Genomic DNA, 24,822 nt, shown 5'->3' on the forward strand with positions numbered 1-24,822 from the left:
CTTTTATTATAAAACAACTTTCACACACTGATTCGTTACCCGTATCAGGTAAATACCCTTCGGTAATGCTATCTGTTCTTCATTGCCGGAAGTCCGGAAAGCTTTCAGCAGGCGTCCGTCGGGGGCAAAGATGTGAACCTGTTCCGGCTGAGGAGCCTGTATGTGTAGATAGCCGTTGGCGGCATAAATCTTGATACTGCCGGTATCGACTGTCTCGTTGGCAACCGGATCGGGATTTTTCACTATACCGTCGATGAAGATTTCGACATCGTTACGGATATACTTCACGATATAGGCTCCGTCACTGCTCCGTGGTGTAATTGTTTCTCCCCGATCGGTCGTGACGATTGGTTCGGATTGGTTATAATCTTCATCCAATGTCAGGTAGAAACGGAAATTATCCCACGATTCAACCTCATAGTCACCCGGAGCCGGATCGGTCGTGGCTCCCTCTACGGACGGAAGAGTAACTGTATAATAAACAGGGGGAGGTGGAGCCGGTATTCCTTCAAACTCAGCCATGACGGTCACGTCGTAGGCCGGCATACGAAAAGAATTACCGGACAAGGCAACAGTTGTATTTGCATCCCCTGTTTTATATACGTGCAATGAACCGCTTTTCAGACGGTAACCGTCGTTTGGCAAGATGGTTAAAGCAATCTCTGTTCCTACTGTTACGTCGGCATTCGGAGAAGCTGTAATGTTTCCATTCTCCATAGAAGAAATTGTTATCTGATAAGGGATCTGCTCAAACTCTGCTGTAACCGTTACGCCATAAGTCGGCATATTGAATGAGGTTCCGGACAGAGCGATAGTTGTACCTTCGTCTCCTGTCTTATAGACTTTCAATGAACCACTTTTCAGGCGGTAACCGTCGTTTGGCAAGATGGTTAAAGCAACCTCTGTTCCTACTGTTACGTTGGTATTCGGAGTCGCTGTAATTGTACCGTTTGCCGTTGGAGTAACAGAAACTGTATAAGGTATGGCAGTAAATCCTTGTGCCGAAAAGGTTACATCATCTGTTACCGAATGAGTAGAACCGGTAAGCTCCTCCCCATTAGCAAAAACGGAACCTCCCTGATAACCGTCTTCAGGAATCACGGACAATGTCAGTTCCGTATTGGCAGGGACTTTATCGCCACTATCCAGTTCCGTATCATGATTACCCGCTATACCTATCCATTTAACAGCAAGCGCTCCGTGTGTAGGCTGAGTGATATTCACAGTCTTAAGAACTACTGCTACCGCATCTTTATATTCCGACAATTGATAGGTATCTCCTGCTTTGAAAAGAGGATATTTTGTATCAGCTGAGTAGAAATATGAAAACTGAAGGTTTGAAGGGAAATCACCTATAATCAGTGGAACACTTGTTGAAGGAACTCCCCCCACACTCCTGACAAGAAGCGTCTCACCTGTTAGCCCTTTTCCTTTTATCGTCGTTGCTTTACCACTAAGCAGGCGGATAGCCGGATATTCAGTGGAAGACGGATTTACCGACTCAATTGTTATAAAAGAGTTATCCAGCGTTATATCGGTAAACCGATCTATTGTTGGCAAAACAAGAGGATTTTCCTTTGTTCCACCTCCTTTTAGGATCAGTTTGAAATCGTCTGCCCGGTCGCCGGTAATGTTTTGGCATGAATTTATTGTACTAGTAATAGTAGGGTTTCCCTCTATAGTAATACTTCCTCCCACTTTAGGTATATTATTTGATGCAATACGGAGAACAGATATTTCTCCTCCTTTAACCAATATATCAGCCTTTCCTCCAATCTGACCATTCGGTCCGCTTCCGTAAATACCATCAAATTTGCCTCCTTCTATTATTACGGAGGTATTGCCTGTCACACTTCCGTAAAGACCATCACCAAAAACAGTTGATTTTGTTGTTACACCCGTAACCCTCACTTCTGTATTACCGACACGTCCCTTATCGTTATCCTGATCACTACCATAGCCACCGCCATAAATAGCATCGCTTATCGTACCCCCATTTACCAGCACATGGGTAGTCCCGTTCACCTGCCCTTGCCAGCCTCCGCCATATACTCCGATACAGGATCCACCGTCCATAGTGACATAAGTGTCGCCGGTTACAACAGATGCTTCCTGTTCGCCACCTCCATAAATGAGATTGGTTACAGTTCCTTGCTTTATATTCACCCGAGAGGTGTTACTACTACCGGTTCTGCAACCTCCGTATAAACCTCCGGTAATTGTACCTGTGGTATTAAGCGTTACATCGGTATTTCTGCAATCAGCATTATAGCAACCTCCGAAAGTCCAGGAGGCAGAAGCCGAGCCATCAATGGTCAATTTACTCTCACCAATAACCGGACCGTTCTCGCCACCACCATACAAATAACCCAAACTTCCACTTGATACCTGTACATCCGTATTTTGACAGGATGCCGTTGCCATAACACCTCCCCCGCATAAGGTAGTAGTCAAACTTGCAGAACCGCTTACCCGTACCGTTGCCGTCCCTAAAACCGGCGACGCCCAACCGCCGCCGTATGTCCATTTCGTAAACGTACCGCCGGTTATATTCAATTCCGTACTGCCGCAGGTGGCGGTGGTTGCATTATTTTGACCTCCTCCGGCAGTTACAAAACAATTGAATGTGCCACCGTTTATCGTTACTTTGGCTTTACCCGTGACAGGGGCCTCTTCTCCACCTCCCATCAGATTATATCTATAGCCATCTACTTTCCCGAAGGTGCCGCCTTTTATTGTGACATTGGTATTTCCACATTCGGCATAACTTTCTTTACCTCCACCATATACATAATCAATACTGCCATTCTCAATCTCTACATTCGCCGTACCCGCAACCGAAGCATTCTTACCTCCTCCATAAAGCCAGGAAACATTACCGCCTAGTACTTTTATATTAGTATCGCCAGTCACATCTGCGTAAAATCCGCCACCATAAACTGTTTGAAATGTTCCGCTCTTTATTGTAATGGAAGTACTTTTTATTTCTACTCCCTCTTCATAAAAGCCACTTCCGCCGCATACTGTCATATACTGATTTGTACAAGTTACATTTTCATCGAAGACCAATGCATTACCACAGGCTACAAGTTCTTTCAGATCTAATGTCAGATTCTTGAAAGTTACAGGAGCTTCCATTTCTATCGTACTTGTCGATTTAAAAACCGTTGTTGTTGCTGTTCCTTGAATTGTACAAGATACTTTCGGTATTTTAAACGCCGGCTTTCCAAGCTCATCTCCATACACAAGTTCCACATCTTGCAACAATGTGATAACATCATTTTCCTGCAAAGCCTCTACTGCATCATTCCATGATTGATAATTAGTCGTATTCCCGCCATGAGCTACCTGTATAATATTTCCGGAAGTCGTTTTAGTGAATGGATTCACTTTTGTGCTACTTGTCGCAGGATGATAATCTGTTGCAAGCTCAGGTAACTTTATTTGCTTAAAAGTAGCAGACGAACCTCCCGACGAATTGTTTTTCTGTGCCATTCCTTGCACAGCTACCATCATAAAAAAAGCGACCGACAAGCCTGTCAGCCGGGTTACCATACGTTTTAGTAAATTTTTTTTCATATGCATATTAATATTAGTGTTGTTATTATTATCCGATCGCCAGGTCATCCCGGTCGCGATTGGCACCTTATCCTGGTCGCGATCGACACTTCATCCCGATCGGAATAGGGTGTCGATCCTTTGGCTGTCCTTGTTATTCTATCTCAGGACGATCGCCACCACCGCCCGATTTACCGCCTATCCAAAGGGGAATGGTGGTACTGCGGGGAGCTTTTAAAGTTGTGCCTGTAGAATATTGCGTAGTTACTGTTAGCGTATATTCGCCATCGGCAAGTCCGGTAGGGACCAGAAGCATCAGTTCCGACGGTTTGTTGGAAGCAATCATGTCGTCGTCGAGCTTTGTAACGACTCCTTCGCTGTTGGTCAGCGATACGCCTACTGCAGCATCGCTACCAACTACCTTTAGCATGGCACCGCGCACGATCAGGTTACGTCCGGATGTAGCCGTACCGTCTTTGAGTCCGGTCTTGCGGTCCTCTGTTTCAAGAATGTACATCACATTTGATTTCGTACCCAGGATGCTGACTGACGTTTGAGCAATTTCTTCGCGCAGTCCTTTGTCTTGTGTGACAGAGACATAAATAGAGTTTTTCTCCTTATTCCATACGCCACCTTCCACGACACCGAGGAATTTTGCTACGGCACGGAAGAGTCCGGTGTTCACGCTGTATCCGCTTAGGATAAGGCGGGCGACAACGCGGTTGTAGAGTGAAACAGAGTGTCGAAGTGTTTCGATACGCAGTCCGGTGTCTTCCTTTAACATCTCGTCGATGATGTCGTCGAAGTCTGCTTTACCTGCCGATTCAAGTTGTAAGATCTTGTCATTCAGATCATCTGTGGTCACCGTATTGTCGATGAGCCAACCTTTTAATACGTTTTGCATAGGCTTGAATTGATATTAGTTCTTGTAGAACTATGGCAATTCTAGGCTTTGAAAATTAAGTAAAAAGTAATATAGGACTGATTATTGTATTGTTTTAGGTTTTTTATTAAATTACATTTTACCCCATGTAAATTCGGTTATTATCATTATCTTTGACAGCATTATTAACATAGTTCTACAAGAACTGATCTATCGTAGTCATACTCCCCCTTAAATAATGTGAATATTCTTTTTATCTTATTTCTTCACTCTCTCCGTTACTTTTGCCCCTGTCTCGATTGCCGTTAACTACCGGATCGACTGTTTCCACCAGCCATTTCTCGATATTACGGGTCTTAGAACTGAAGTTGATGCCTATTTTATAGAGCGTACGTGTCGTATCGGCTTCAAAAGGACGGGCGTAATGTTTCTCATTGATCTGTCGAAGAGCTTCTTCGGCCGTGCTGTCGAACTTAAACTCCATCACATAGGTGTATTTGTCCGTTTGCAACACCAGGTCTACGCGGCCTTCACTGGTATGATATTCCGCTTTGACGTAGAAGCCCACCAGCTTAAAGACGATAAAGAGTATGTTCTGATAATGAAGCTCCAGATCGCGCACCAACTCATAAGGTGTATCGGCCATCAGAGAGGAAAGGCGGTGGAAGAAGGCGTCGACTTGGCCTGTTTCCACTTCGTTTACAAACTTTTGTATCTGGAAGGGCGAGTCTACTTTATCAGCATTTGCATAGAAGGGCATCAAATACTTGAGAAATCCCTCTTCCACCTCCCGGTTGGGAAAGCCCAGGCGATACATTCCAAAACGAGGGTCGTACCCCTTGATGGTAAGGTATCCGCTCTGATAGATCACGGGGATAGGGTTGGTCGACTCCGAGTCAATGCTGTTCAGTATGTCTGCATTTGTTTCCTCGTGTGCCATACGGTATAGATCGTAATTATGGCGTTTGAGTAATTCTACCAGGTAGGAGGGTGTTCCCGTCTCGAACCAGTAGCTGCCGAACTTCATCTTCAGGAAGGTGTTTAACAGACTGAAAGGGTTGTAGATACCGATTGAGTTTTCCACGAAGTGGTAGCCGTCATAGCATGCTTTCAACTCGCGGCAGACATCCTCGTAAGATATCTTCTGCGCATCGGCCAGTTTGTGAAGCTCATCCTCAAAGTTGGTATGTATTTCCTTTTCGGTGATGCCACAGAGCTCGACATAAAGGTCGTCCATCGAGATATCATTCAGGTTGTTCAGGTCGCTGAATACGCTTACTTTACCAAATTTGGTGACTCCTGTCAGCAATGCGAATTTGATGTAGCCGTCCATGGATTTGAGTACGCCGTAGAAAGGCTTCAGCGTAGTACGAAAAGCCTTTTGCAGTTCTACGTCGCCGATAGCCTGAAGCATCGGCTTGTCGTACTCGTCGACAAGGATGGCAACACGTTCACCGCTTTTTTCGCAGGCACGGCGGATAATTCCGGCAAACCGTAGGGAGAAAGAGGTTTCCGAAGGGCGGGTTCCATAAAGTTCCTCCCACTGTTCCAGTGTGTCGTTGAGAATTTTATCTAGACTCTCCGGTGTGTTATACTTCTCTATATTCAGATCGAGATGTAGCACGGGCCGTTTCACCCAATCTTTTTCAAGCTGTTCGATGGCCAGACCTTCAAACAGTTCTTTCTTCCCTTCAAAGTAAGCTTGAAGGGTGGAGATCATCAGACTCTTACCGAAGCGGCGCGGGCGACTGAGGAAGTAGTAACTGCCTGTTTTTACCAGCCGGTATAGCAGCGCTGTCTTATCTACGTAGAAGTAACCGTCTTTGCGAAGCTTCTCAAAATTCTGAATACCAATAGGATATAATTTACTCATGATACTTGTCTTTTATTAAAACGGAACCATCCGAACGCAAATATACCTTTTTATCGGCTGATGCCAAACATACAGCGAAGGTTTTCTGTGTCCGGATGTTTCATTTCTTCGTCGCGTTCGTCATGTTGTTTTGAATATCGTTATTTACTGACTCTCTCCGTCACCTTTGCCCCTGTCTCGATTGCCGTTCCCTGCAATTCTACGTATTCAACGCCTAACGGATTATTGGGCTTGCCTTTTACGTAGAGTGATTCGAGTATGGCCGGTTGGTTGTCGATCGTTGTCATGCAGACATATCTGGAATCTCTTTTGCAGATTGTCAGCTTCTTGCCGGAGTAGGCGGTCAGGGTCACTTCGCTGGTGTCGTTGCCTTCCGAAACCAGTTTATAGCCGTAAGCCATCTTACGCTGAAAATAGCTTAGTTCGTTGGTTTCTCCCACTCGTTCTTCCCGGTTTACCCAGTAGATGTTTAGGGGGACTTTCGTATTCAGTTTGCCGTTCTCCAGATTCACATCGTAACATACCAGATTTTTGTTAAGGCTTCGGGCGATATGGAAAAGCCGTTCGGCAGTCGGGTAGGTACTGTCATCCGGATTGGAGGCATGCATCACTGTAATGAGTGAAAGGAACAGGGTTAAATAAATCGTTTTCATCGCTTATAAGTTGGAAGTAAGATAAGTTAAATATTCGTCGATTCCTTTTTCATCATCCGGTTCCGGACTCCATGGAGCCATATTCTCAGGATGTAAAGGCGCGAAAGGTCCTGGCTTCACTTCATAAATAACTGTTCCCGGCTCCAATACGAGCAGGCTATGCCATATGCCTGGTTTGATTTCTGCGCCATACGATCCGGCAAGCGGGTCGAGCAGAAGTTTCTCTGTGATATTTCCGTCATTATCAAAAATAAATAGCATGGCTTTCCCACGGAGTAGCAGGAAAATTTCGTCTTTATCCGGATTCAGATGGCGGTGAGGGCGGATATAAGTGTCCGGCTCCATGGCATTCAGCAGGCGGTTTACAGGATCGTCCAGTTGTTCATGGAAGTTGTAATTCATACGCAAGCGAGGTGACTGTTTGGCACGTTCGCTGGTCTCGTCGAGTAGTTGTTTATTTATTATTTTCATGTTATGCAACAATTATTTGAGGGACGAATGTACAAAATAAATTTTGTCTGTTATGCCGATAATCCGTACTTTTGTACGAAACCCTGAAAATCGGCTGCTTCATGAAACCTATTATATACCGCTTTTGTCTGTTGATATGTATCTTGTCTCTAACAATTTCCTGTAAACGGGAAGGAGAAAAGAAATTTGTTGTGGGCGTTTCCCATAGTTCTATTAATGATAGCTGGCGGAAAGCGATGGTGCTGGATATGCAGGTAAAAGCTTCTGAGTATCCCGGACTGACTCTGCAAATAAAAGATGCCGGTGAAGACAATGACACTCAGATCAAACAGATACGTGAGTTTATCAAACAACGGGTAGACCTAGTCATTATATCTGCCAACGAATCGGAACCTGTCACAACCGCAGCCGTAGAGGCTTTCCGGGCGGGGATTCCTACTATTATAATAGATCGGAAGATTTATTCGGAAGAATATACGACTTTTATCGGTGCGGACAATTATGAGATTGGCCGTGCAGCCGGATTGTTTATCAATTCATTGCTGAAGAAAAAGAAAACAACGATTGTCGAAGTGTGGGGGCGCGAAGGTTCTTCTTCTGCCCGCGACAGGCATAACGGTTTTAGTGATGCTCTTATCCATAATGATAATGTGATTCTGAAAACTGTGTACGGGCGTTGGCATGCGAAAGAAACAAAAGAAAATATAGCAACACTTGGTCTCTTTGATGATATTGATATCGTGTATGCTCATAATGATGTGATGGCATTGGCTGCGCGGGAGGCTATTATGGAGATAGATTCGCTGGCGGTAAAAAGGATAAAGTTTATCGGCATAGATGCTTTGCCGGGTAAGGGTAAAGGGATCGAAGCGGTAAGTAACGGTCATCTGACTGCCTCGTTCGTTTATCCAACCGGAGGAACTACTGCGATAAAGGTTGCCTGGCAGATACTGAACGGGCAGCCTGTTTCCAAACAATACGCATTGACATCGGCCCTGATTGACAAAGATAATGCAGGTACTTTATATTTGCAGACCGAACAGTTGGCTGATTATCAGGAACAGATCGAGAAACAGCGGAATAATCTGGAAGAGATGCTTTCGGAATATCGTTTTTTACAAAATTCAGTCGGTTTGATCCTATTGTTGCTGGGAGTAGTGGGCCTACTGGCTCTTTATGTAATACATATCTTCCGCAAGGTACAGCGTAAGAACCATGAACTGAAGCGAACTAATATACAGGTGGAACAGCAACGCGAAGAACTGGCTGTTGCCAACCGGAAGATCGAACAGGCTACTACCCGCAAATTACAGTTCTTCACAAATGTATCCCATGAGATCAAAACACCGCTAACACTGATACTCGGGCCGTTGAATAAGCTATCGAAAGAATTGCCTCCCGATTCTCCGCTTGCCGACGACATACATATCATAAAGAAGAATGCCGACCGCCTGAAACGTGTTGTCAGCCAGCTGCTCGACTTCCGTAAGGTAGAAAGTAACAAGATGGATATGCGGGTGGCGGAAATAGATCTGGTTACCTTTATCGAAGATGTCAGTTCCTATTTTGATAATATGGCACAGAGCAAACAGATACAATACTCGTTTCAACATGATGTCTCTTCCGTAATGTTGTGGGTGGATACGGATAAGATGGAAAAGATACTGGCCAATCTGTTGTCGAATGCCTTTAAGTTTACACCCGACGGAGGGACCGTTACAATCCGTTTGCAGGATCATGCGGGATATGTTATCCTTTCGGTAGAAGATAACGGGAAAGGAATCCAGCCGCAGAACCTGTCTTCCGTTTTCGATCAGTTTTTTACCGCCGACCATCTTACCGGAACGGGGATTGGTCTGCATCTGACTCATGAGTTTGTCGGTATGCATAAAGGAAGTATCCGTGTGGAAAGTGAACCGGGGAAACGTACCGTCTTTTTTGTCGAGTTGCCCAAAGGAAAATCTCACTTTGATGAATCTTGTGTGTTTGCTCCTTCCGTAACAGAATTGTCGAGCGGCGTAGCCAATCTGGATACCCGTGAAATGGATGAGATTGTGAACCGTACCTACGATTATACGATCCTGATTGTTGAAGACGATCCGGATATTAATGCGTATCTGCAAAAAGAACTGAAACCGAATTTCCGTATCCTGACAGCAGAGAATGGTTTGGTAGCCGTGGATATACTGGCAAAAGAAAATGTGTCGCTGGTAATCAGTGACGTGATGATGCCCGAAATGAATGGCTATGAATTGTGTAAGCGGATTAAATCGGATATTGTTTTCAGCCATATACCGGTTATATTGCTCACCGCCCTTTCCGATGATAAACAGCGGATGTATGGTATTGCCAGCGGTGCCGATGAGTTTATCCAAAAACCGTTTAATATTGAAGAAGTAAAACTCCGGATCGTCCGTCTGCTGGAAGAACGTGCCCGGCTGAGGAATGCATTCGCCCAGGAACTTCAATCACCTGCCGCTTCCGGATTGAAAACGGATAAGGCGGAAAGTATGGACGAATTGTTTATGCGTAAGTTCATGGCATTGATCGAGGAATCTTATCCTGATTCAAACTTCAGTATCGAAAAAGCGAGCGAAATGCTTGGCCTGTCGCGTGTGCATCTCTACCGGAAAGTAAAAGAACTGACAGGAGTGACGCCTACAGATTTCCTCCGTAACTACCGTTTGAAGCAAGCCGCTGCCTTGTTGCGTCAGAAAGACTGTAATGTCAATGAAGCTGCTTATGCAACCGGTTTCAGTTCCCCTCCTTATTTCTCCAAATGCTTTAAGGCGGTGTACAATATTACACCAACCGAATATCAGGAGAAAGGATAACACTCGTTACATTTATGTAACGATACTATAAGCCTGTTGAAAATAAACCTTTTATGTAACGAATGTTATCCTTTTTGTAGCATCCGTTATCGTCTGCTTCTGTTCCGTTCCTTAGTTTTGCATCATCAAACATAAGGAACAAAAATCTCGTATTACAAAGAATTACTACATCATGGAACAGATGAAGCAACAAAATAAAAAACCGGTAGTGGTCGGTATTGGCGAACTTCTTTGGGATTTGCTTCCCACAGGTAAGACGGCAGGCGGCGCACCGATTAATTTTGTTTACCATGCTTCCCGTTTGGGAGCCGAAGGGTATGCTATCAGTGCCATTGGTGATGATGATAACGGAAGGGATATATTGAGCGAACTGGATAAGTACAAAATTCAGTATTTAATAGAAAAGTTACCGTATCCTACAGGAACGGTACATGTGGATATAGAGGATGACGGTATTCCCCATTACACAATAACGGAACGTGTAGCCTGGGATCATATGTCGCCTACCTCCGATGCGGTAGACCTGGCAGAACGTGCGGATGCTATCTGCTTCGGTGCTTTGGGACAGCGTTGTCAACAATCCCGTGAAACGATTCAGGCTATTCTTTCGTTTGCTCCCGATTCGGCGTACCGGTTGTTTGATATTAACCTGCGGCAACATTATTATAATAAGGTATTGATTGAAGAATCTTTGTACCTGGCGAACGTGCTGAAAATGAATGATGATGAAATGTCGGAGCTGAAAAACCTGTTCGGTTTGAAAGGAACCGAAGAAGAGGTGGCTAACTGGTTTATGGAGAACTATAACCTGCGAATGGTTGTTCTGACGGCGGGTGCTGATTACAGTACGGTTTATACGCCCGACGAAGTATCTACCTTAGCTACTCCAAAAGTGGATGTAGTGGATACGGTAGGAGCAGGAGATGCTTTTTCGGCAGCCTTGGTGATGTCGTTATTGAAAGGGCAGACATTGAGAGAAGCCCACGAATGTGCTGTAAAAATATCGGCTTTTGTTTGTTCCCATAAAGGAGCATGGCCGGTTTACGAATAAGAAATAGAAGATACTTATATATGTATAGGTTAATTGTTTAAGGCAAAAAGATGGTTAGTTTTAGGTTTTTAATTTAGGTTGGTTAAAAGGTCCGGTATTACCGGGCCTTTTATGTTTTTAAAAACGTTTGTACTGAAGGGATAACTCCAAACGCACGAAAAGGGATTATCCCGAAGGATATCCCTTTCCATGTATCGATAATAATGTTTGCCTGTTTTACTTGCAGACGCCTTATTAGTATTGTCTTTCCAGCAACCAAGCATCCTGGAAATCAGGTGCATATTTAGCTTTGATAGCATCGCGGCTGTCGGCTGCATCAGCTTTATCATCGAAGCTGGCAACGATTACACGCAGCATACCTTGTTCGTTTTCACCTAATACCGCATTGTAGCCTGCATTCTGCATACGCTCTTTCAAAGAGTAAGCATTTGTCTTGTTCTTGAAGCTACCGATAACTACACTGTAACGTTTCAGACGGCTGGCGTCTTCACCCTGTGCAGCGCTGATTCTTTCCGAGCGAGTCGTTGCTGTAGATGTTCTGGGTTTGGAAACCGGGGCAACCTCTTCAACAATCTCTTCTTCTTGTTCTACTACCTCAACAGGAGCTGTAGACTCTTTTTCTTTGGCTTGTTCGTAAGCAGCCTTATAAGCACTCTGTTTAGGTTTACATGAGCCGAATGCTAATACCATACTTATAGCGGCTCCAAATAACCAAATCTTATTCATACTGTTCAGTTCTTAAATTACTTGTGCAAAGATATAAATTATATTTACTAATTTCGCACACAGAATATAATATATTATAATGTACATGAATAAATCTATTGCAACAATGGTTATGGCAACATCCGTATTACTAGGTGCTTGTAATCAGGAAGCTAAGAAAGCAGAAGACACAAAGCCAGTTATCGGACGTTCGGAAATCAAGATTGCCGACGGCCGGATGACGCCCGAGGCGCTTTGGGCCATGGGACGTATCGGCGGCATGAATGTTTCGCCCGACGGACAGAAAGTAGTTTACACGGTAGCTTACTACAGTGTTCCTCTCAACAGCAGCAACCGTGAAGTGTTCGTCATGAACGCCGATGGTTCTGATAACAAACAGATTACCCACACTTCATTTTCTGAAAATGAAGCAACCTGGATTAAAGGGGGCACAAAGATTGCTTTCCTTTCCGGCGAAAGCGGAAGCAGCCAGCTTTGGGAAATGAATCCGGACGGAACCGGACGGAAACAGTTATCCAATTATGACAGCGATATCGAAGGCTTCGCTTTCTCTCCGGATGAAAAGAAGGTCCTGTTTATTTCGCAGGTAAAGACGGTTCCGAGCACAAAAGACAAGTATCCGGATTTGGATAAAGCCAGCGGTATCATTGTGACGGATTTGATGTATAAGCATTGGGATGAATGGGTAACGACAGCTCCCCATCCGTTTATTGCTGATTTTGATGGAAATAAGGTCGGCAGTCCGATTGATGTGTTGGAAGGTGAACCGTACGAATCACCGATGAAACCTTTCGGTGGTATCGAGCAGCTAGCCTGGAATACGACCTCCGATAAGATTGCATACACTTCCCGTAAGAAGACCGGTAAGGAATATGCTCTTTCCACTAATTCGGATATTTATGTATATGACCTGAATACCAAGCAGACTGTAAATATCAGCGAAGGTATTATGGGATACGATACCAATCCGCAGTATTCGCCTGACGGTAAATATATTGCCTGGCAGAGTATGGAACGCGACGGGTATGAATCGGATCAGAATCGCCTGATGGTTATGAACCTGGAGACGGGTGAAAAGACATTTGTCAGCAAGGACTTCGATTCAAATGTAGACGGTTTCTGTTGGAGTGCCGATGCCCGTACGCTTTATTTTACGGGAGTATGGCATGGTGAATCGCAGGTATATAAGATTGAACTGGACAACGGTAATAAACTGACTCAGCTTACTTCCGGTACCTATGATTACGATTCCGTGCACTTGCTGGGAGAAAACAAGTTGATTGTTAAGCGCCACTCTATGAGCATGGGCGATGAAATCTATTCTATCGACCTGGCTGATAATAATAAGGTAGCTCAGCTGACTACCGAAAACAAGCAGATTTACGACCAGCTGACCATGGGTAAGGTAGAAGGACGCTGGATGAAGACAACCGATGGTAAGCAGATGTTGACTTGGGTAATCTATCCGCCTGATTTCGATCCGAACAAGAAATATCCGACTTTGCTGTTCTGCGAAGGTGGTCCGCAAAGTCCGGTCAGCCAGTTCTGGTCTTATCGTTGGAACTTCCAGATTATGGCGGCTAACGATTATATCATTGTCGCTCCGAACCGTCGCGGTCTTCCGGGCTTCGGCATGGAGTGGAACGAACAGATCAGCGGTGATTACGGTGGTCAGTGTATGAAAGACTATTTCACGGCTATTGATGAAATGGCGAAAGAACCGTATGTGGATAACGATCGTTTGGGTTGTGTCGGAGCCAGCTTCGGCGGTTTCTCCGTTTACTGGTTAGCCGGTCATCATGACAAACGTTTCAAAGCATTTATTGCCCATGACGGTATCTTCAATATGGAAATGCAATATCTGGAAACGGAAGAAATGTGGTTTGCCAACTGGGATATGGGCGGCGCTTACTGGGAAAAGAACAATCCGGTGGCACAACGCACATTTGCCAACTCTCCGCATTTATTCGTAGACAAATGGGATACGCCAATCTTGTGTATTCACGGAGAAAAAGACTATCGTATCCTTGCCGGTCAGGGAATGGCAGCCTTCAATGCAGCCGTGCTACGCGGTGTTCCTGCTGAATTGTTAATCTATCCGGATGAAAACCATTGGGTATTGAAACCGCAGAACGGCGTGCTCTGGCAGCGCACATTCTTTGAATGGCTCGATCGGTGGGTGAAGAAATAAGAATTGCTTTTATATAGCAAAAGGGGAGTTCCGGTAGTCGGGCTCCCCTTTTTTGTAATATCTGAATAATAAATCTTATCCGGCTATCTTATCGTCAGTTTATCGAACCGCCTCCAAAGCAATATGCCTAACGTTGTCAGGCTTATCGGGAATCCGCACCAAATCCCGATGGCTCCCCAATCGAAGATAAATCCGCAGACATAACCGATTGGCAGTGCCAGTCCGAAATGGCAGGCAAATGCGCAGTAAGCCATATACTTCACATCGGCTATCCCTCGTAGTGCATTGGCAAATAAGATTTGTAATCCGTCGCCGAACTGATACAACACGACTGACCAGGATAGGAGGGCTACCATAGCCACGACCTCATGTTCGGGGGTAAATAAGTATCCCATATTCTTATGGAACAGTATAATAAAGAATACGAATAATACGGCCACTCCCATAATCAGATGTAGTCCGGCAAAAGAAGCCTGACGGATATTCAGCCAGTCACTGTATCCTTTGAATACACTTACGCGAATTGTAACGGCGGCAGCTATCCCGTAATAGACCATGAATCCGAGTGTCGTGATTACGCCTAACACCTGATGGGCGGCCAGTGCGGTGCTCCCGATCCATCCCATCATAATAACACTCAGACTGAATGAACCCGTTTCAACCCCCATTAACAATCCCACCGGAAAGCCTAAACGTATCAGGTTGGAGAGGTTCAGGCGGTTAACGACTCCGTTTTTGAATCCGGTCAGGAACTCTTTATATTTTTCCCTTCGGGCAAATAAAACGCAGAAAACGATAAATGTAAGGATACGACTGACAAGTGTGGAGATACCTGCCCCAGTCAGTCCCATCTCCGGAACGCCGCATTTTCCATAGATAAGAAAATAGTTCCCTATAATATTCAACACGTTCGCCCCGAGCATGATCCACATCGGAGTAACCGTATCGGTCGTACCGTCGCTGAACTGCTTAAACGAATTGAACAGCATGGCGAATATCACCGAGAAAAGCTGTAAGATATAGTAGGGAACGATATATGGCATCAACTCTTCCGGCTGTTTTAAAATATCGATGTTCAACAGGAGCAGGAGCATCAAAGTACTTAACAATACCCCGACGATGAAGTTGATAAAAAGACTGTTCTTCAATGTCTCTCCGGCTTTGTGATATTCTTTGTTGGCATGCAAACCGCCGATAATGGGAGTGAGGCCGTATGAGAAACCCATCCCGAAGATAAAAGCCAGGTTAAAGAAGTTATTGACAAAAGAAGCGGCGGCCAGTTCAGCTGTGCTGTGATGTCCCACCATGATGTTGTCGGCAAAACCGACAATAATAATGCCCAGCTGCCCCAACATGATCGGGACACCCAAGCGGATTGTTTCTTTATAATGTTCTTTGTAAGCAGAGAGTTGTATCATTGCATTCTTTTAGTCGGTTCATCAGCATAAAAGAGTGGTAAGTATCTGATGAGTTTTCAGAAAGAGGTAGGTCTAATTTAATTTAGAGGTAGGTCTAAATTGAATTACACGTACCTCTAAATTGATTTAGACCTACCTCTAAATATAAAAACATTGGATATTCTCCAGAAAGATGTTGTGTATTTTCCGGAAAAGGATCGTATTAAATTATTTCCACTGATTCGATAACCACATTTTCCAACGGGCGGTCCTGGCGGTTGGTCTTTACGTTCTGGATGGCGTCCACTACGTCCAGTCCTTCTACCACTTCGCCGTATACCGTATATTCGTTATCCAGAAAAGGAACACCGCCGATTGTTTTGTAAGCTTCGCGCTGTTCCGGAGTCAGTTTGGCTTCCTCTTTGCGCTTTTCAGCTTCCAGTTCTGTTTTTCCGATCAAGGTATCGCGGATGATGGCCAGTTCGGCTTTGTCGCCACTTTGGTAGGCAGCTTTGATCTTCGCTGCATTTTCTTTTTGCAGACGGGCGAAAATAGACTGTTTCAGGCGGCCTTCTTTCTGTTTTTCCATCTGGGCCAGTTCGCTGTCGGAATAAACTTTTCCGGTTACGATATAGAACTGGGAAGCGGAAGATTCTCTTTCCGGATTCACTTCATCGCTAGTACGGGCTGCTGAGAGTGCTCCTTTTTTGTGGAAATATTTCGGATAAACGAACTCGGCAGGGACCGTATATCCCAGATCGCCGGCACCCAGTTGTTTGCTCATCGGAGCATCTTTAGAGGTGACATCACCACCCTGGATCATGAAATCCTTGATGACACGGTGGAAAAGCAGGCCGTTGTAAGTGCCTTCCTTTACCAGTTTGATAAAGTTGTCGCGGTGTTGCGGTGTTTCGTTGTATAATTTTAGTTTGATGTTACCCAGGCTGGTCTTCATCAGAACCTGTGTTTCGTTTGTTTCCATTTTTCGTTTCGTTTAATGATTATTTATCGACAATCGTCATTGTCTTTATCTTTATATTCTTTAACGGCCTGTCGTCCTCATTTGTTTCGACAAACTGGATTTTATCGACAACTTTCATGCCTTTTATTACTTCGCCGAAGATGGTGTAGGTCCCGTCCAGGTGGGGAGCGCCCCCTTCAAGCATATAGGCTTCCCGTTGTTCAGGAGTAAAGGTTTTATTATCTTTTTCCTCCATCTTGTCCAGTTCCATTTCCGTATAGAATTTTCCGGTAACGATGTAGAACTGTGTACCCGATGAGGCGCGTTCCGGATTCTCGTCGTCACTGGTACGGGCGGCACAGAGCATACCGCGTTTGTGGAAATATTTCGGATAGACGATCTCTGCCGGGATGGTGTAACCCGGGTCGCCGTCCCCCAGATGCTGTTCGATAGGTGCATCTTTCGAGTTGATGTCTCCGCCTTGTACCATGAATTGTTTGATGACACGGTGGAACAGGAGGCCGTCGTAGCGCTTCTCTTTCACATTTTTGATAAAATTATCCCTGTGCTGGGGCGTGTCGTTAAATAACTTCACTTTGATCTTTCCCATGTCGGTATCGATCTGAACAAGGGTCTCAACTTCCTGCGCTTGCAAATGAAGGGATGACAATAATCCGATTAGGAGTAAACCTATAGCAAACAGCTTTTTCATCTTCGTTTTATTTTGTTATTAAGGCAACAAAAATAGTTACTTTTAGTCGTTAACGCAACCTTTTAACACAACCTTTTCATGCAATGCTTGTTCCTTACTGGTAAAACGTCTAAACAAAACACATTTATGAAAGCATTTGTTAAAGGAGCAGCTTTGTTGCTCGGGGTCGGACTGTTATCCACCCATGCCCAGGCTCAGAAAGTGATCATTAAGGATGAGGAGCCGAATTCAATCCTGTTTATTTCCCGTGATAAGGCGGGTGATGAAATTATCCGGATACTGAACGAAACCCAGAATCAGCGTTTCCATGAACCGGGCATTCCCCGTTTTCTGCTGACCGACCGTAAGGGGCGTTTCGCTCTCGGTATCGGAGGATACGTGAAGGCAACAGCCGAATATGATTTTGGCGGTATCTCCAAAGATATTGATTTCTATCCCGCACTGATCCCCAACAAAGGTGCGTCGCATGTCAGAAACCAGTTCCAGATGGACGCAACAACCAGCACGGTCTTCCTTAAACTGGTGGGACACACCAAACATCTGGGCGACTTCGTTGTCTATACGGCCGGTAATTTCCGTGGAAACGGTAAGGGCTTTGAACTGAGAAATGCGTATGCTTCCTTGCTGGGATTCACACTCGGATATGACTATGGTTCGTTTATGGACCTGGCGGCTATTCCTCCGACGATCGACTTTGCCGGTCCGAACGGGATGGCGATTTATCATGCTACCCAGTTCCGTTACGAACGTTCGTTCGGGAAAGGATGGAAAGCCGGTGTCGGTGTGGAAATGCCGGTGGTGGACGGACTGATCAATGATAACCTGAGTATCGGTTCGCAACGCATGCCGAACTTCCCCGCCTATCTGCAATATGGCTGGAACTCTAAGAGCCATCTGCGTGCCGCCGCTATCGTCAGAAGTATGACATATGATAACCTGGTTGCTAATAAAGCCGAATCGGAAACAGGTTGGGGCGTGTTGCTCTCCACCACATTCAACCTTTGCAGCAAAGTACAGGTGTACGGACAAGGTGTTTACGGTCGGGGTATCAGCCAGTACATGAACGACCTGAGTAATCTGAATGTGGATATTGTTCCCGATCCCGACAAAGCCGGACGTATGCAGGTTCTTCCGATGATGGGATGGTATGCCGGCCTGCAATACAATATTACTCCGAATGTGTTTGTTTCGAGTACTTACAGCCAGTCACGTTTATATAGTGAAAACGATTACCCGTCGACTTCTTCCGAACAATACCGCTACGGACAATATCTGGTAGCCAACCTGTTCTGGAATATCACTCCCGACTTGCAGGTCGGTGCCGAATATCTGAGGGGATGGCGCACGGACTTTAATGATCAGACTCGCCATGCCAATCGTCTGAATCTGGCAGTACAGTATAGTTTCTAGTTGAACCGACAAAACCGTTAAAAGTCAAAGCGCCTCTTTGTCGTGTTGCTTTTTTGTATACCTTTGTGGCTATTGAGGGATAATTAAAGAGGCAATATGAATTTTCAGATGAGGCAGCTTGCGATTCTATCGCTGCTATTGTTATTATCAATATATGCGAAAGGAGAGAATACTCCGGTTGTATCTGCTCGGGATGCGGCCGGAGCATTCCCTTTTGAAAAGAAAGTTACCGGACGGGTTGTTGATTCCGGCGGTAAGCCGTTAGCGGGAACAAATGTGGTGGAAGAAGGCACGACAAACGGTGTCGTAGCGGATGCGGGAGGTAATTACTCGCTGTCAGTGGGAGAAGAGGCTACATTGATCTTCTCTTTTATCGGTTATAAAACCAAACATATTCCTGTCCGCGAACAGCAATATCTGGAAGTCGTGTTGGAAGAAGATGTATTGTTTCTGGATAATGTTGTCGTAACCGCCCTGGGTATAAAAAGAAAAGAAGCCTCGCTGACCTATTCCGTCGAACAGGTTGATGGCGAGGAACTGAACCGGGTGAAAGACCCGAATATGATTAATACGCTTGCCGGAAAAGTAGCGGGGGTACAAATAAACAAGGCTGCTTCCGGCCTGGGCAGTTCTTCTAAAGTCCTGATGCGTGGCATCCGCTCGGTGGTAGGTAACAACCAGCCTTTGTATGTCATAGACGGTGTCCCTATTCTTAATTCTGCCAATGAACAGGCTTTTTCCGCTATTGGCGGTACTGCCGATGCCGGAAACCGTGATGGCGGTGACGGTATCTCTAATCTGAATCCCGAAGACGTTGAAAGTATCAGTATCCTGAAAGGCTCGCCGGCAGCCGCCTTGTATGGCAGCCAGGCGGCTAATGGTGTTATCCTGATTACAACGAAGAAAGGCAATCCGGATATCCGTAAGATATCCTTTTCAACCAGCCTGATGTTTGATAAAGCCTTTTGCCTGCCGGAGTTCCAGAACGAATACGGAGTGTCCGACAACGTGGAAAGCTGGGGAAAGAAAGCCGACTTGCCGGTATATGATAATGCGGGCGGATTCTTCAAGACTGGTCTGACCTCTATCTCTTCTTTTTCCGTAAGTGCAGGTAACAAGAAATACCAGACTTATTTCTCCTATGCCAATACAACGGGAAAAGGTATCATCGAACATAACCATCTGTCAAAACATAATATATCTCTCAGAGAGACGGCTTTCCTGTTTGAAGACCGTCTGAAGCTGGACGGAAGTGCTTCATTCCTGCGGCAAACAACGAAGAATCGTAATCCCAGCGGTGGCTTCTATATGAATTCGCTGGTGGGACTTTATCGTTTCCCGCGAGGTGTGGATATATCCGAATACAAGGAGAACTTTGAAGTATGGAACCCGTCCCGGAACCTTAACGAGCAGAACTGGCATTCTGATACCCAGGATTTTGAACAGAACCCGTATTGGGTTACAAACCGTATCCGGAGCAAAGATTCCCGTACCCGTACGATCCTGTCGCTGAATGCCGGACTCAAAGTGACGGACTGGTTTAAGATACAGGCACGCGGCAGTCTCGACTATCTGTCGGATAAGGTGCGTCAGATGTTTTATGCCTCTACAGCCCCGGCTTTGTCCGGTCAGAACGGCAGGTATATCGAGGCGGATTATCAGGAAACGCTTTTGTACGGGGATATTATCGGTTCCTTTGAAAAGAAATTCGGACAGTTTTCCCTGAACGGTGTGATAGGAGGGAGCATCAACGACAAGCTGGTGAACTCCCTGCGTTATGATTCGAAAACCGCATCATTGAAATATGCCAATGTGTTTAATGTGGCGAATATCATTATGGACGGTTCAGCTTATATCGACCAGCAGATCGATGCCCACCGTCAGTTGCAGTCGCTGTTTGCTACTGCGCAGGTCGGTTACAAGGATATTTTCTTCCTAGACCTGACAGCCCGGAACGACTGGTCGAGTACGCTGGCCTTTACTCCGAATGAAAAGAAAGGCTTTTTCTATCCGTCGGTAGGCGGGGCCTGGGTGATGAGCAAGATGTTCCGGTTGCCGGAATTTATTTCTTTTGGCAAGTTGAGAACCGTATGGAGCAAGGTCGGTAACGACATACCTTTATATATAACAAACCCAGTTTCGCATGTGGGAGCCGGTGGTGAAATAGAATATGCCGATTCCGCCCCGTTTGAAAATATGAAACCCGAAATGACAACCTCGGTGGAGCTGGGTACGGAATGGCGTTTCCTGAACGACCGTATCAGTTTTAGCGGGACGTATTATAAGACGAATACCCGTAACCAGTTCTTCAAACTCCCCGCCAAGTCGGGAGACAAATATGCTTATCGTTATGTCAATGCAGGAGATATCCAAAATATCGGTTGGGAGGTCAGTGCCTCCGCATTGCCGGTTGTCGGTAAAGATTTCGAATGGAAATCGTCGCTGAACTATTCGACCAATAAAAATAAAGTAGTCAGGCTGCATGAAGAATTGCCAGTCTTTATTTATGGTCCGAGAGGCTTCTCTTCCAGTTATGCAATGAAGCTGGTGGAGGGCGGTTCTTTCGGGGATATCTATGGGAAAGCATTTCGCCGTGATGAGAACGGGCATATCCTTTATGAAACGGAAGGTGGCAAAAAAGGTCTGCCCCAGGTGGAAGGCGAAGGAAACCTGATTAAGGTAGGAAATGCAAATCCCAAATTCACAATGAGCTGGAACAACACGTTTACTTACAGGAACCTGTCTCTTTCATTTCTGATAGACAGCCGTTTTGGTGGTGAAGTCTTGTCGCAGACGCAGGCCGATATGGATATGTTCGGCGTGACTCAGATTACGGCTGATGCCCGTAATGCCGGCTTTGTCATGCTGGAAGGAAACAGGATAGAAGATGTAAAAAGCTTTTATAAAAATGTAGTGGGAGGACGTGCGGGAGTAACCGAATATTATATGTACGATGCGACCAATATCCGTCTGCGTGAATGTTCGCTCGGCTATGCCTTGCCCGGGAAATGGTTGGAGGCGACGAAAGCTATCAGGCAGGTTCACCTGGCTTTCACTGCCCGTAATCTCTTTTTCCTTTATAAGAAAGCCCCTTTCGACCCTGATTTGATTCTTTCAACGGGAAATGATAATCAGGGAATAGAGGTCTACGGTATGCCGACCACCAGAAGTTTTGGTTTCAGTATAAAATGTGATTTTTAATTCAGGAGTATGCAGATGATAAACAGAAAGATAGCAACCTTCCTTTTTATTCTTTTCCTGGTTTTCCCATCCTGTACGGGACATTTCCAGGAGATGAATACAGACCAGTCCGGAATCACCGATGAGGATATGACTGTCGATTTCAATAATCTGGGTATTCCGTTGGGAATCATTCAGCAGGGAATCTATTTTAATTATGATTTCGGAAAGGGAAAGAACTGGCCTTACCAGATTATGCAGAATCTGAATGCAGATATGTTCAGCGGGTATATGCACGATTATAAACCCCATAACGGTGGAAGCAGCAATTCCGATTATAACTTGCAGGACGGTTGGAATGGTACGAACTGGGGATACACCTACGCTTATATCCTTCCGCAGATAGATAAACTGGAAGACTCTACCCGTGTCAATTACCCGGAAGTCTACGCAATAACGAAGATTCTGAAAGTGGAGGTCATGCACAGAATATCCGATATGTATGGTCCTGTCATATATTCTACATTCGGAAACGACAACGGTGTTTATTCTGCCGATACACAAAAAGAGGCATATGATGCTTTCTTCCGGGATCTGGATATAGCGGTCGGGTTGATAACCGAACATCTCCGGAGCAAAACGATTGCTCCCGACCTTTCGGATTTTGATATTCTGCTGGACGGAAATTATATTTCCTGGCTGAAGTTTGCCAATTCATTACGGATGCGCCTGGCGATACGGATAGCAATGGCCGATCCTGAAAAGGCCCGCAGTGAATTTCTGAAAGCATTCCATAATCCTTACGGAGTTTTCGAAACGGTAAAAGACCGGTTGGTCGTTTCAATCCGGAACGGTTATCAGAATCCGTTGGGAGAAATAAACCGGATATGGAATGAAGTCTATATGAACGCATCCATGGAATCTGTTTTGAATGGTTACGAAGACCCTCGCCGTGAATTCTTTTTTGAGCCCTGTGCGGAAGACACCGGAGAAACGGTTCTGCATGGAAAATACAAAGGAATACGGCAAGGTACCTGTTTCTCTCATTTATTATATGCTTCTCATTCGAAGATATATGTGAATAAATCGACCGAACCCATATTGATGACTGCCGCCGAAGTTTGGTTTTTACGTGCCGAAGCTGCATTGAGAGGCTGGACGACGGAGAATGCAGGGGATAACTATCGCCAGGGAATATCGACTTCATTTATCCAGTGGGGAGCAGGCGGTCTGGAGGATTATCTTCAGTCTGAATGCACCGGTGCAGATTATATAGATGCTTTTGACACTTCCAACAATATAGAAGCCCGTTGCAAAGTCTCTCCCAAATGGATTGAAACGGCCCCAAATGAAATCAAACTGGAGAAAATCATCACCCAGAAATGGCTGGCGGTTTTCCCGGAGGGTTGTGAAGCTTGGTCGGAACAGAGGCGTACCGGCTATCCCCGTCTTTTCCCTGTGAAAATAAATAACAGTAAAAACGGTTGTATCGATACGGAAATTATGATCCGGCGTCTAAACTTTCCTGCCGATCTGATAGATACGGATATCCCGCTTTACAACTCGCTTGTGAAGGCTTTGGATGGTCCCGATCATGCCGGGACAAGAATATGGTGGGATAAGGGGAGAAACTTCTAAAGTATTAATATGTGTTAAATAAGAGCGAGGCACCCCTAGATAGGAAAGTGTTGTGTGTATCCTTTATAAACGAACCTGAAAAAGGTACTATTATTAAGGAAACATATGCAAGACACAGTAATCATATCTCTTCTTCAGAAGTACATAAAAGATCAATGTACGGAGCAGGAGTTGCGTACTTTACTTCAATGGTTGAAGTCTCCGGATAACCATATTGATCTCGATTTGGTTGTACAACCGCTTTGGGATGCAATAGATAAGGATATGTCTCATCCGAATGAAGAAAGAGAAAATGAACTGCGCCGGGAAGTTTCTTCTTTGTTATCTGAAATAAAACAAAAGAATAAGTTTACTTCTAACTCCAGAGTTAGAAGTAAAAACCGTTTAAACGGTTTTTACAGGGTTGCAGCTATTTTAATTCTAGCTTTCAGTGTGACGTTAGGTTTACTGAAAGTCCTTGATCGTCCGCAGCCGGTTGTTACTTATGCGGAAAAAATGTCTGCGAAAGGTGAAAAGAAAAGTTTACTTCTGGCAGATGGTACTAAAGTAATCCTTAACTCTGATACAAAACTAATAATTCCCAGCAATTTTAATAAAGAGGAACGTATTATAGAGATGGAAGGAGAGGGATTCTTCGATGTGACTCCTAATCCGGATAAACCTTTCATTATAAGAAGTGGAGAAGCCCGGGTAAAAGTATTGGGTACCTCTTTCGATTTTAAATCTTATAAAGAAGATGAATTCATTAAACTGACGGTGTCGACAGGAAAAGTCAGAGTAAATGTTGCCGACCAAGATCTCCAACTGGCCGTTTCACCGAATGAACATCTTTCAATCAATAAAATAGATGGAAATGTCCGTAAGGAAAGCATAGAGGAAAATAACTATATAAAATGGATACATGGTTCTTTATATTTTAACAAAGAACCGATCCGTGAAGTAATCAAAACAATCAATCGTACATATAACCGGAAAGTGATTCTGCAATGTAAAAATTGTGATTATCGCATAACTGGTACTCATGATAACAAGAGCATTGAGGCTGTTATTGAAGCTATCTGTTTTACAACAGGACTTCGAAGTAAACGTGAAGGAGGTAATATTATATTATATGAGAAACATTAAAGTCTAACACTAAAAAAAATAGAATGCCTATGATAAACATTTGATAGTAACGTATATGAAAAAAGCAGTAGTGCTGCTACACTACTGCCTTCACTAAATTTCAGCAGAAACCTTTAAAACAGTATTGAGCCACTGGGTTGTAAGGTGTTTCTGCCTGTC

At 44.8% G+C, this 24,822-nt stretch carries 16 protein-coding genes; 7 read left to right on the plus strand and 9 right to left on the minus strand.

Going from position 1 to position 24,822, the window contains the following annotated elements; translation table 11 throughout:
* Positions 1-6: 6 nt before the first annotated feature.
* From K6V26_RS04705 to K6V26_RS04725, 5 genes are all read right to left on the minus strand, one after another.
* Entirely contained in the window at positions 7-3,579 is a 3,573-nt protein-coding gene (locus K6V26_RS04705; RefSeq protein WP_224264717.1) for an InlB B-repeat-containing protein, read from the minus strand.
* A gap of 133 nt (positions 3,580-3,712) precedes the next feature.
* Positions 3,713-4,462, minus strand: a complete 750-nt coding sequence (locus K6V26_RS04710) for a DNA-binding domain-containing protein (RefSeq protein WP_224264718.1) — start codon at positions 4,460-4,462, stop codon at positions 3,713-3,715.
* Between the two features lie 232 nt (positions 4,463-4,694).
* A complete protein-coding gene (locus K6V26_RS04715; protein WP_224264719.1) occupies positions 4,695-6,314 on the minus strand; it encodes an ATP-binding protein in 1,620 nt (539 codons plus the stop codon).
* Between the two features lie 140 nt (positions 6,315-6,454).
* Positions 6,455-6,967, minus strand: a complete 513-nt coding sequence (locus K6V26_RS04720; protein WP_007652654.1) for a DUF4833 domain-containing protein — start codon at positions 6,965-6,967, stop codon at positions 6,455-6,457.
* A gap of 3 nt (positions 6,968-6,970) precedes the next feature.
* Positions 6,971-7,438 (minus strand): WbuC family cupin fold metalloprotein, encoded by a 468-nt coding sequence (locus K6V26_RS04725; protein WP_224264720.1) that lies wholly within the window; start codon positions 7,436-7,438, stop codon positions 6,971-6,973.
* A 101-nt stretch (positions 7,439-7,539) separates the two neighbouring features.
* Here K6V26_RS04725 and K6V26_RS04730 point away from each other — a divergent pair, with 101 nt between their 5' ends.
* Positions 7,540-10,272, plus strand: coding sequence for a hybrid sensor histidine kinase/response regulator transcription factor (locus K6V26_RS04730; protein WP_224264721.1), 2,733 nt, complete (start codon positions 7,540-7,542; stop codon positions 10,270-10,272).
* A 172-nt stretch (positions 10,273-10,444) separates the two neighbouring features.
* Complete coding sequence (locus K6V26_RS04735; RefSeq protein WP_007652657.1) at positions 10,445-11,323, plus strand: carbohydrate kinase family protein; 879 nt, start codon at positions 10,445-10,447, stop codon at positions 11,321-11,323.
* A 234-nt stretch (positions 11,324-11,557) separates the two neighbouring features.
* Here K6V26_RS04735 and K6V26_RS04740 read toward each other — a convergent pair whose 3' ends face one another.
* The gene (locus K6V26_RS04740) at positions 11,558-12,049 is read right to left on the minus strand and encodes an SPOR domain-containing protein (RefSeq protein WP_007652658.1); all 492 of its coding nucleotides are present in this window, start codon (positions 12,047-12,049) and stop codon (positions 11,558-11,560) included.
* A gap of 85 nt (positions 12,050-12,134) precedes the next feature.
* Between K6V26_RS04740 and K6V26_RS04745 the strand changes: the two genes are divergently transcribed.
* Positions 12,135-14,240 (plus strand): dipeptidyl-peptidase 5, encoded by a 2,106-nt coding sequence (locus tag K6V26_RS04745; protein ID WP_195584669.1) that lies wholly within the window; start codon positions 12,135-12,137, stop codon positions 14,238-14,240.
* A gap of 83 nt (positions 14,241-14,323) precedes the next feature.
* On the opposite strand, the gene K6V26_RS04750 is transcribed toward K6V26_RS04745, so the two are convergent.
* The 3 genes from K6V26_RS04750 to K6V26_RS04760 all read right to left on the minus strand — a co-directional run bounded on the left by K6V26_RS04750 (position 14,324) and on the right by K6V26_RS04760 (position 17,310).
* Positions 14,324-15,658 (minus strand): MATE family efflux transporter, encoded by a 1,335-nt coding sequence (locus tag K6V26_RS04750; protein ID WP_224264722.1) that lies wholly within the window; start codon positions 15,656-15,658, stop codon positions 14,324-14,326.
* 202 nt (positions 15,659-15,860) lie between these two features.
* Positions 15,861-16,619, minus strand: coding sequence for a peptidylprolyl isomerase (locus K6V26_RS04755; protein WP_048315960.1), 759 nt, complete (start codon positions 16,617-16,619; stop codon positions 15,861-15,863).
* A gap of 19 nt (positions 16,620-16,638) precedes the next feature.
* The gene (locus K6V26_RS04760; RefSeq protein WP_007652665.1) at positions 16,639-17,310 is read right to left on the minus strand and encodes a peptidylprolyl isomerase; all 672 of its coding nucleotides are present in this window, start codon (positions 17,308-17,310) and stop codon (positions 16,639-16,641) included.
* A 126-nt stretch (positions 17,311-17,436) separates the two neighbouring features.
* On the opposite strand from K6V26_RS04760, the gene K6V26_RS04765 reads away from it, so the two are divergent.
* The 4 genes from K6V26_RS04765 to K6V26_RS04780 all read left to right on the plus strand — a co-directional run bounded on the left by K6V26_RS04765 (position 17,437) and on the right by K6V26_RS04780 (position 24,663).
* Entirely contained in the window at positions 17,437-18,720 is a 1,284-nt protein-coding gene (locus tag K6V26_RS04765; RefSeq protein ID WP_224264723.1) for a DcaP family trimeric outer membrane transporter, read from the plus strand.
* A gap of 96 nt (positions 18,721-18,816) precedes the next feature.
* Positions 18,817-21,921: a SusC/RagA family TonB-linked outer membrane protein gene (locus K6V26_RS04770; protein WP_224264724.1), complete on the plus strand. Its 3,105-nt coding sequence runs from the start codon at positions 18,817-18,819 to the stop codon at positions 21,919-21,921.
* Positions 21,922-21,936: 15 nt separating this feature from the next.
* Positions 21,937-23,538, plus strand: a complete 1,602-nt coding sequence (locus tag K6V26_RS04775; RefSeq protein ID WP_048315987.1) for a SusD/RagB family nutrient-binding outer membrane lipoprotein — start codon at positions 21,937-21,939, stop codon at positions 23,536-23,538.
* 105 nt (positions 23,539-23,643) lie between these two features.
* A complete protein-coding gene (locus K6V26_RS04780; protein ID WP_046146674.1) occupies positions 23,644-24,663 on the plus strand; it encodes a FecR family protein in 1,020 nt (339 codons plus the stop codon).
* The last annotated feature ends 159 nt before the right edge of the window (positions 24,664-24,822 follow it).

This window comes from Parabacteroides goldsteinii (genome assembly GCF_020091425.1).
In the GTDB taxonomy this organism is placed as follows: domain Bacteria; phylum Bacteroidota; class Bacteroidia; order Bacteroidales; family Tannerellaceae; genus Parabacteroides; species Parabacteroides goldsteinii.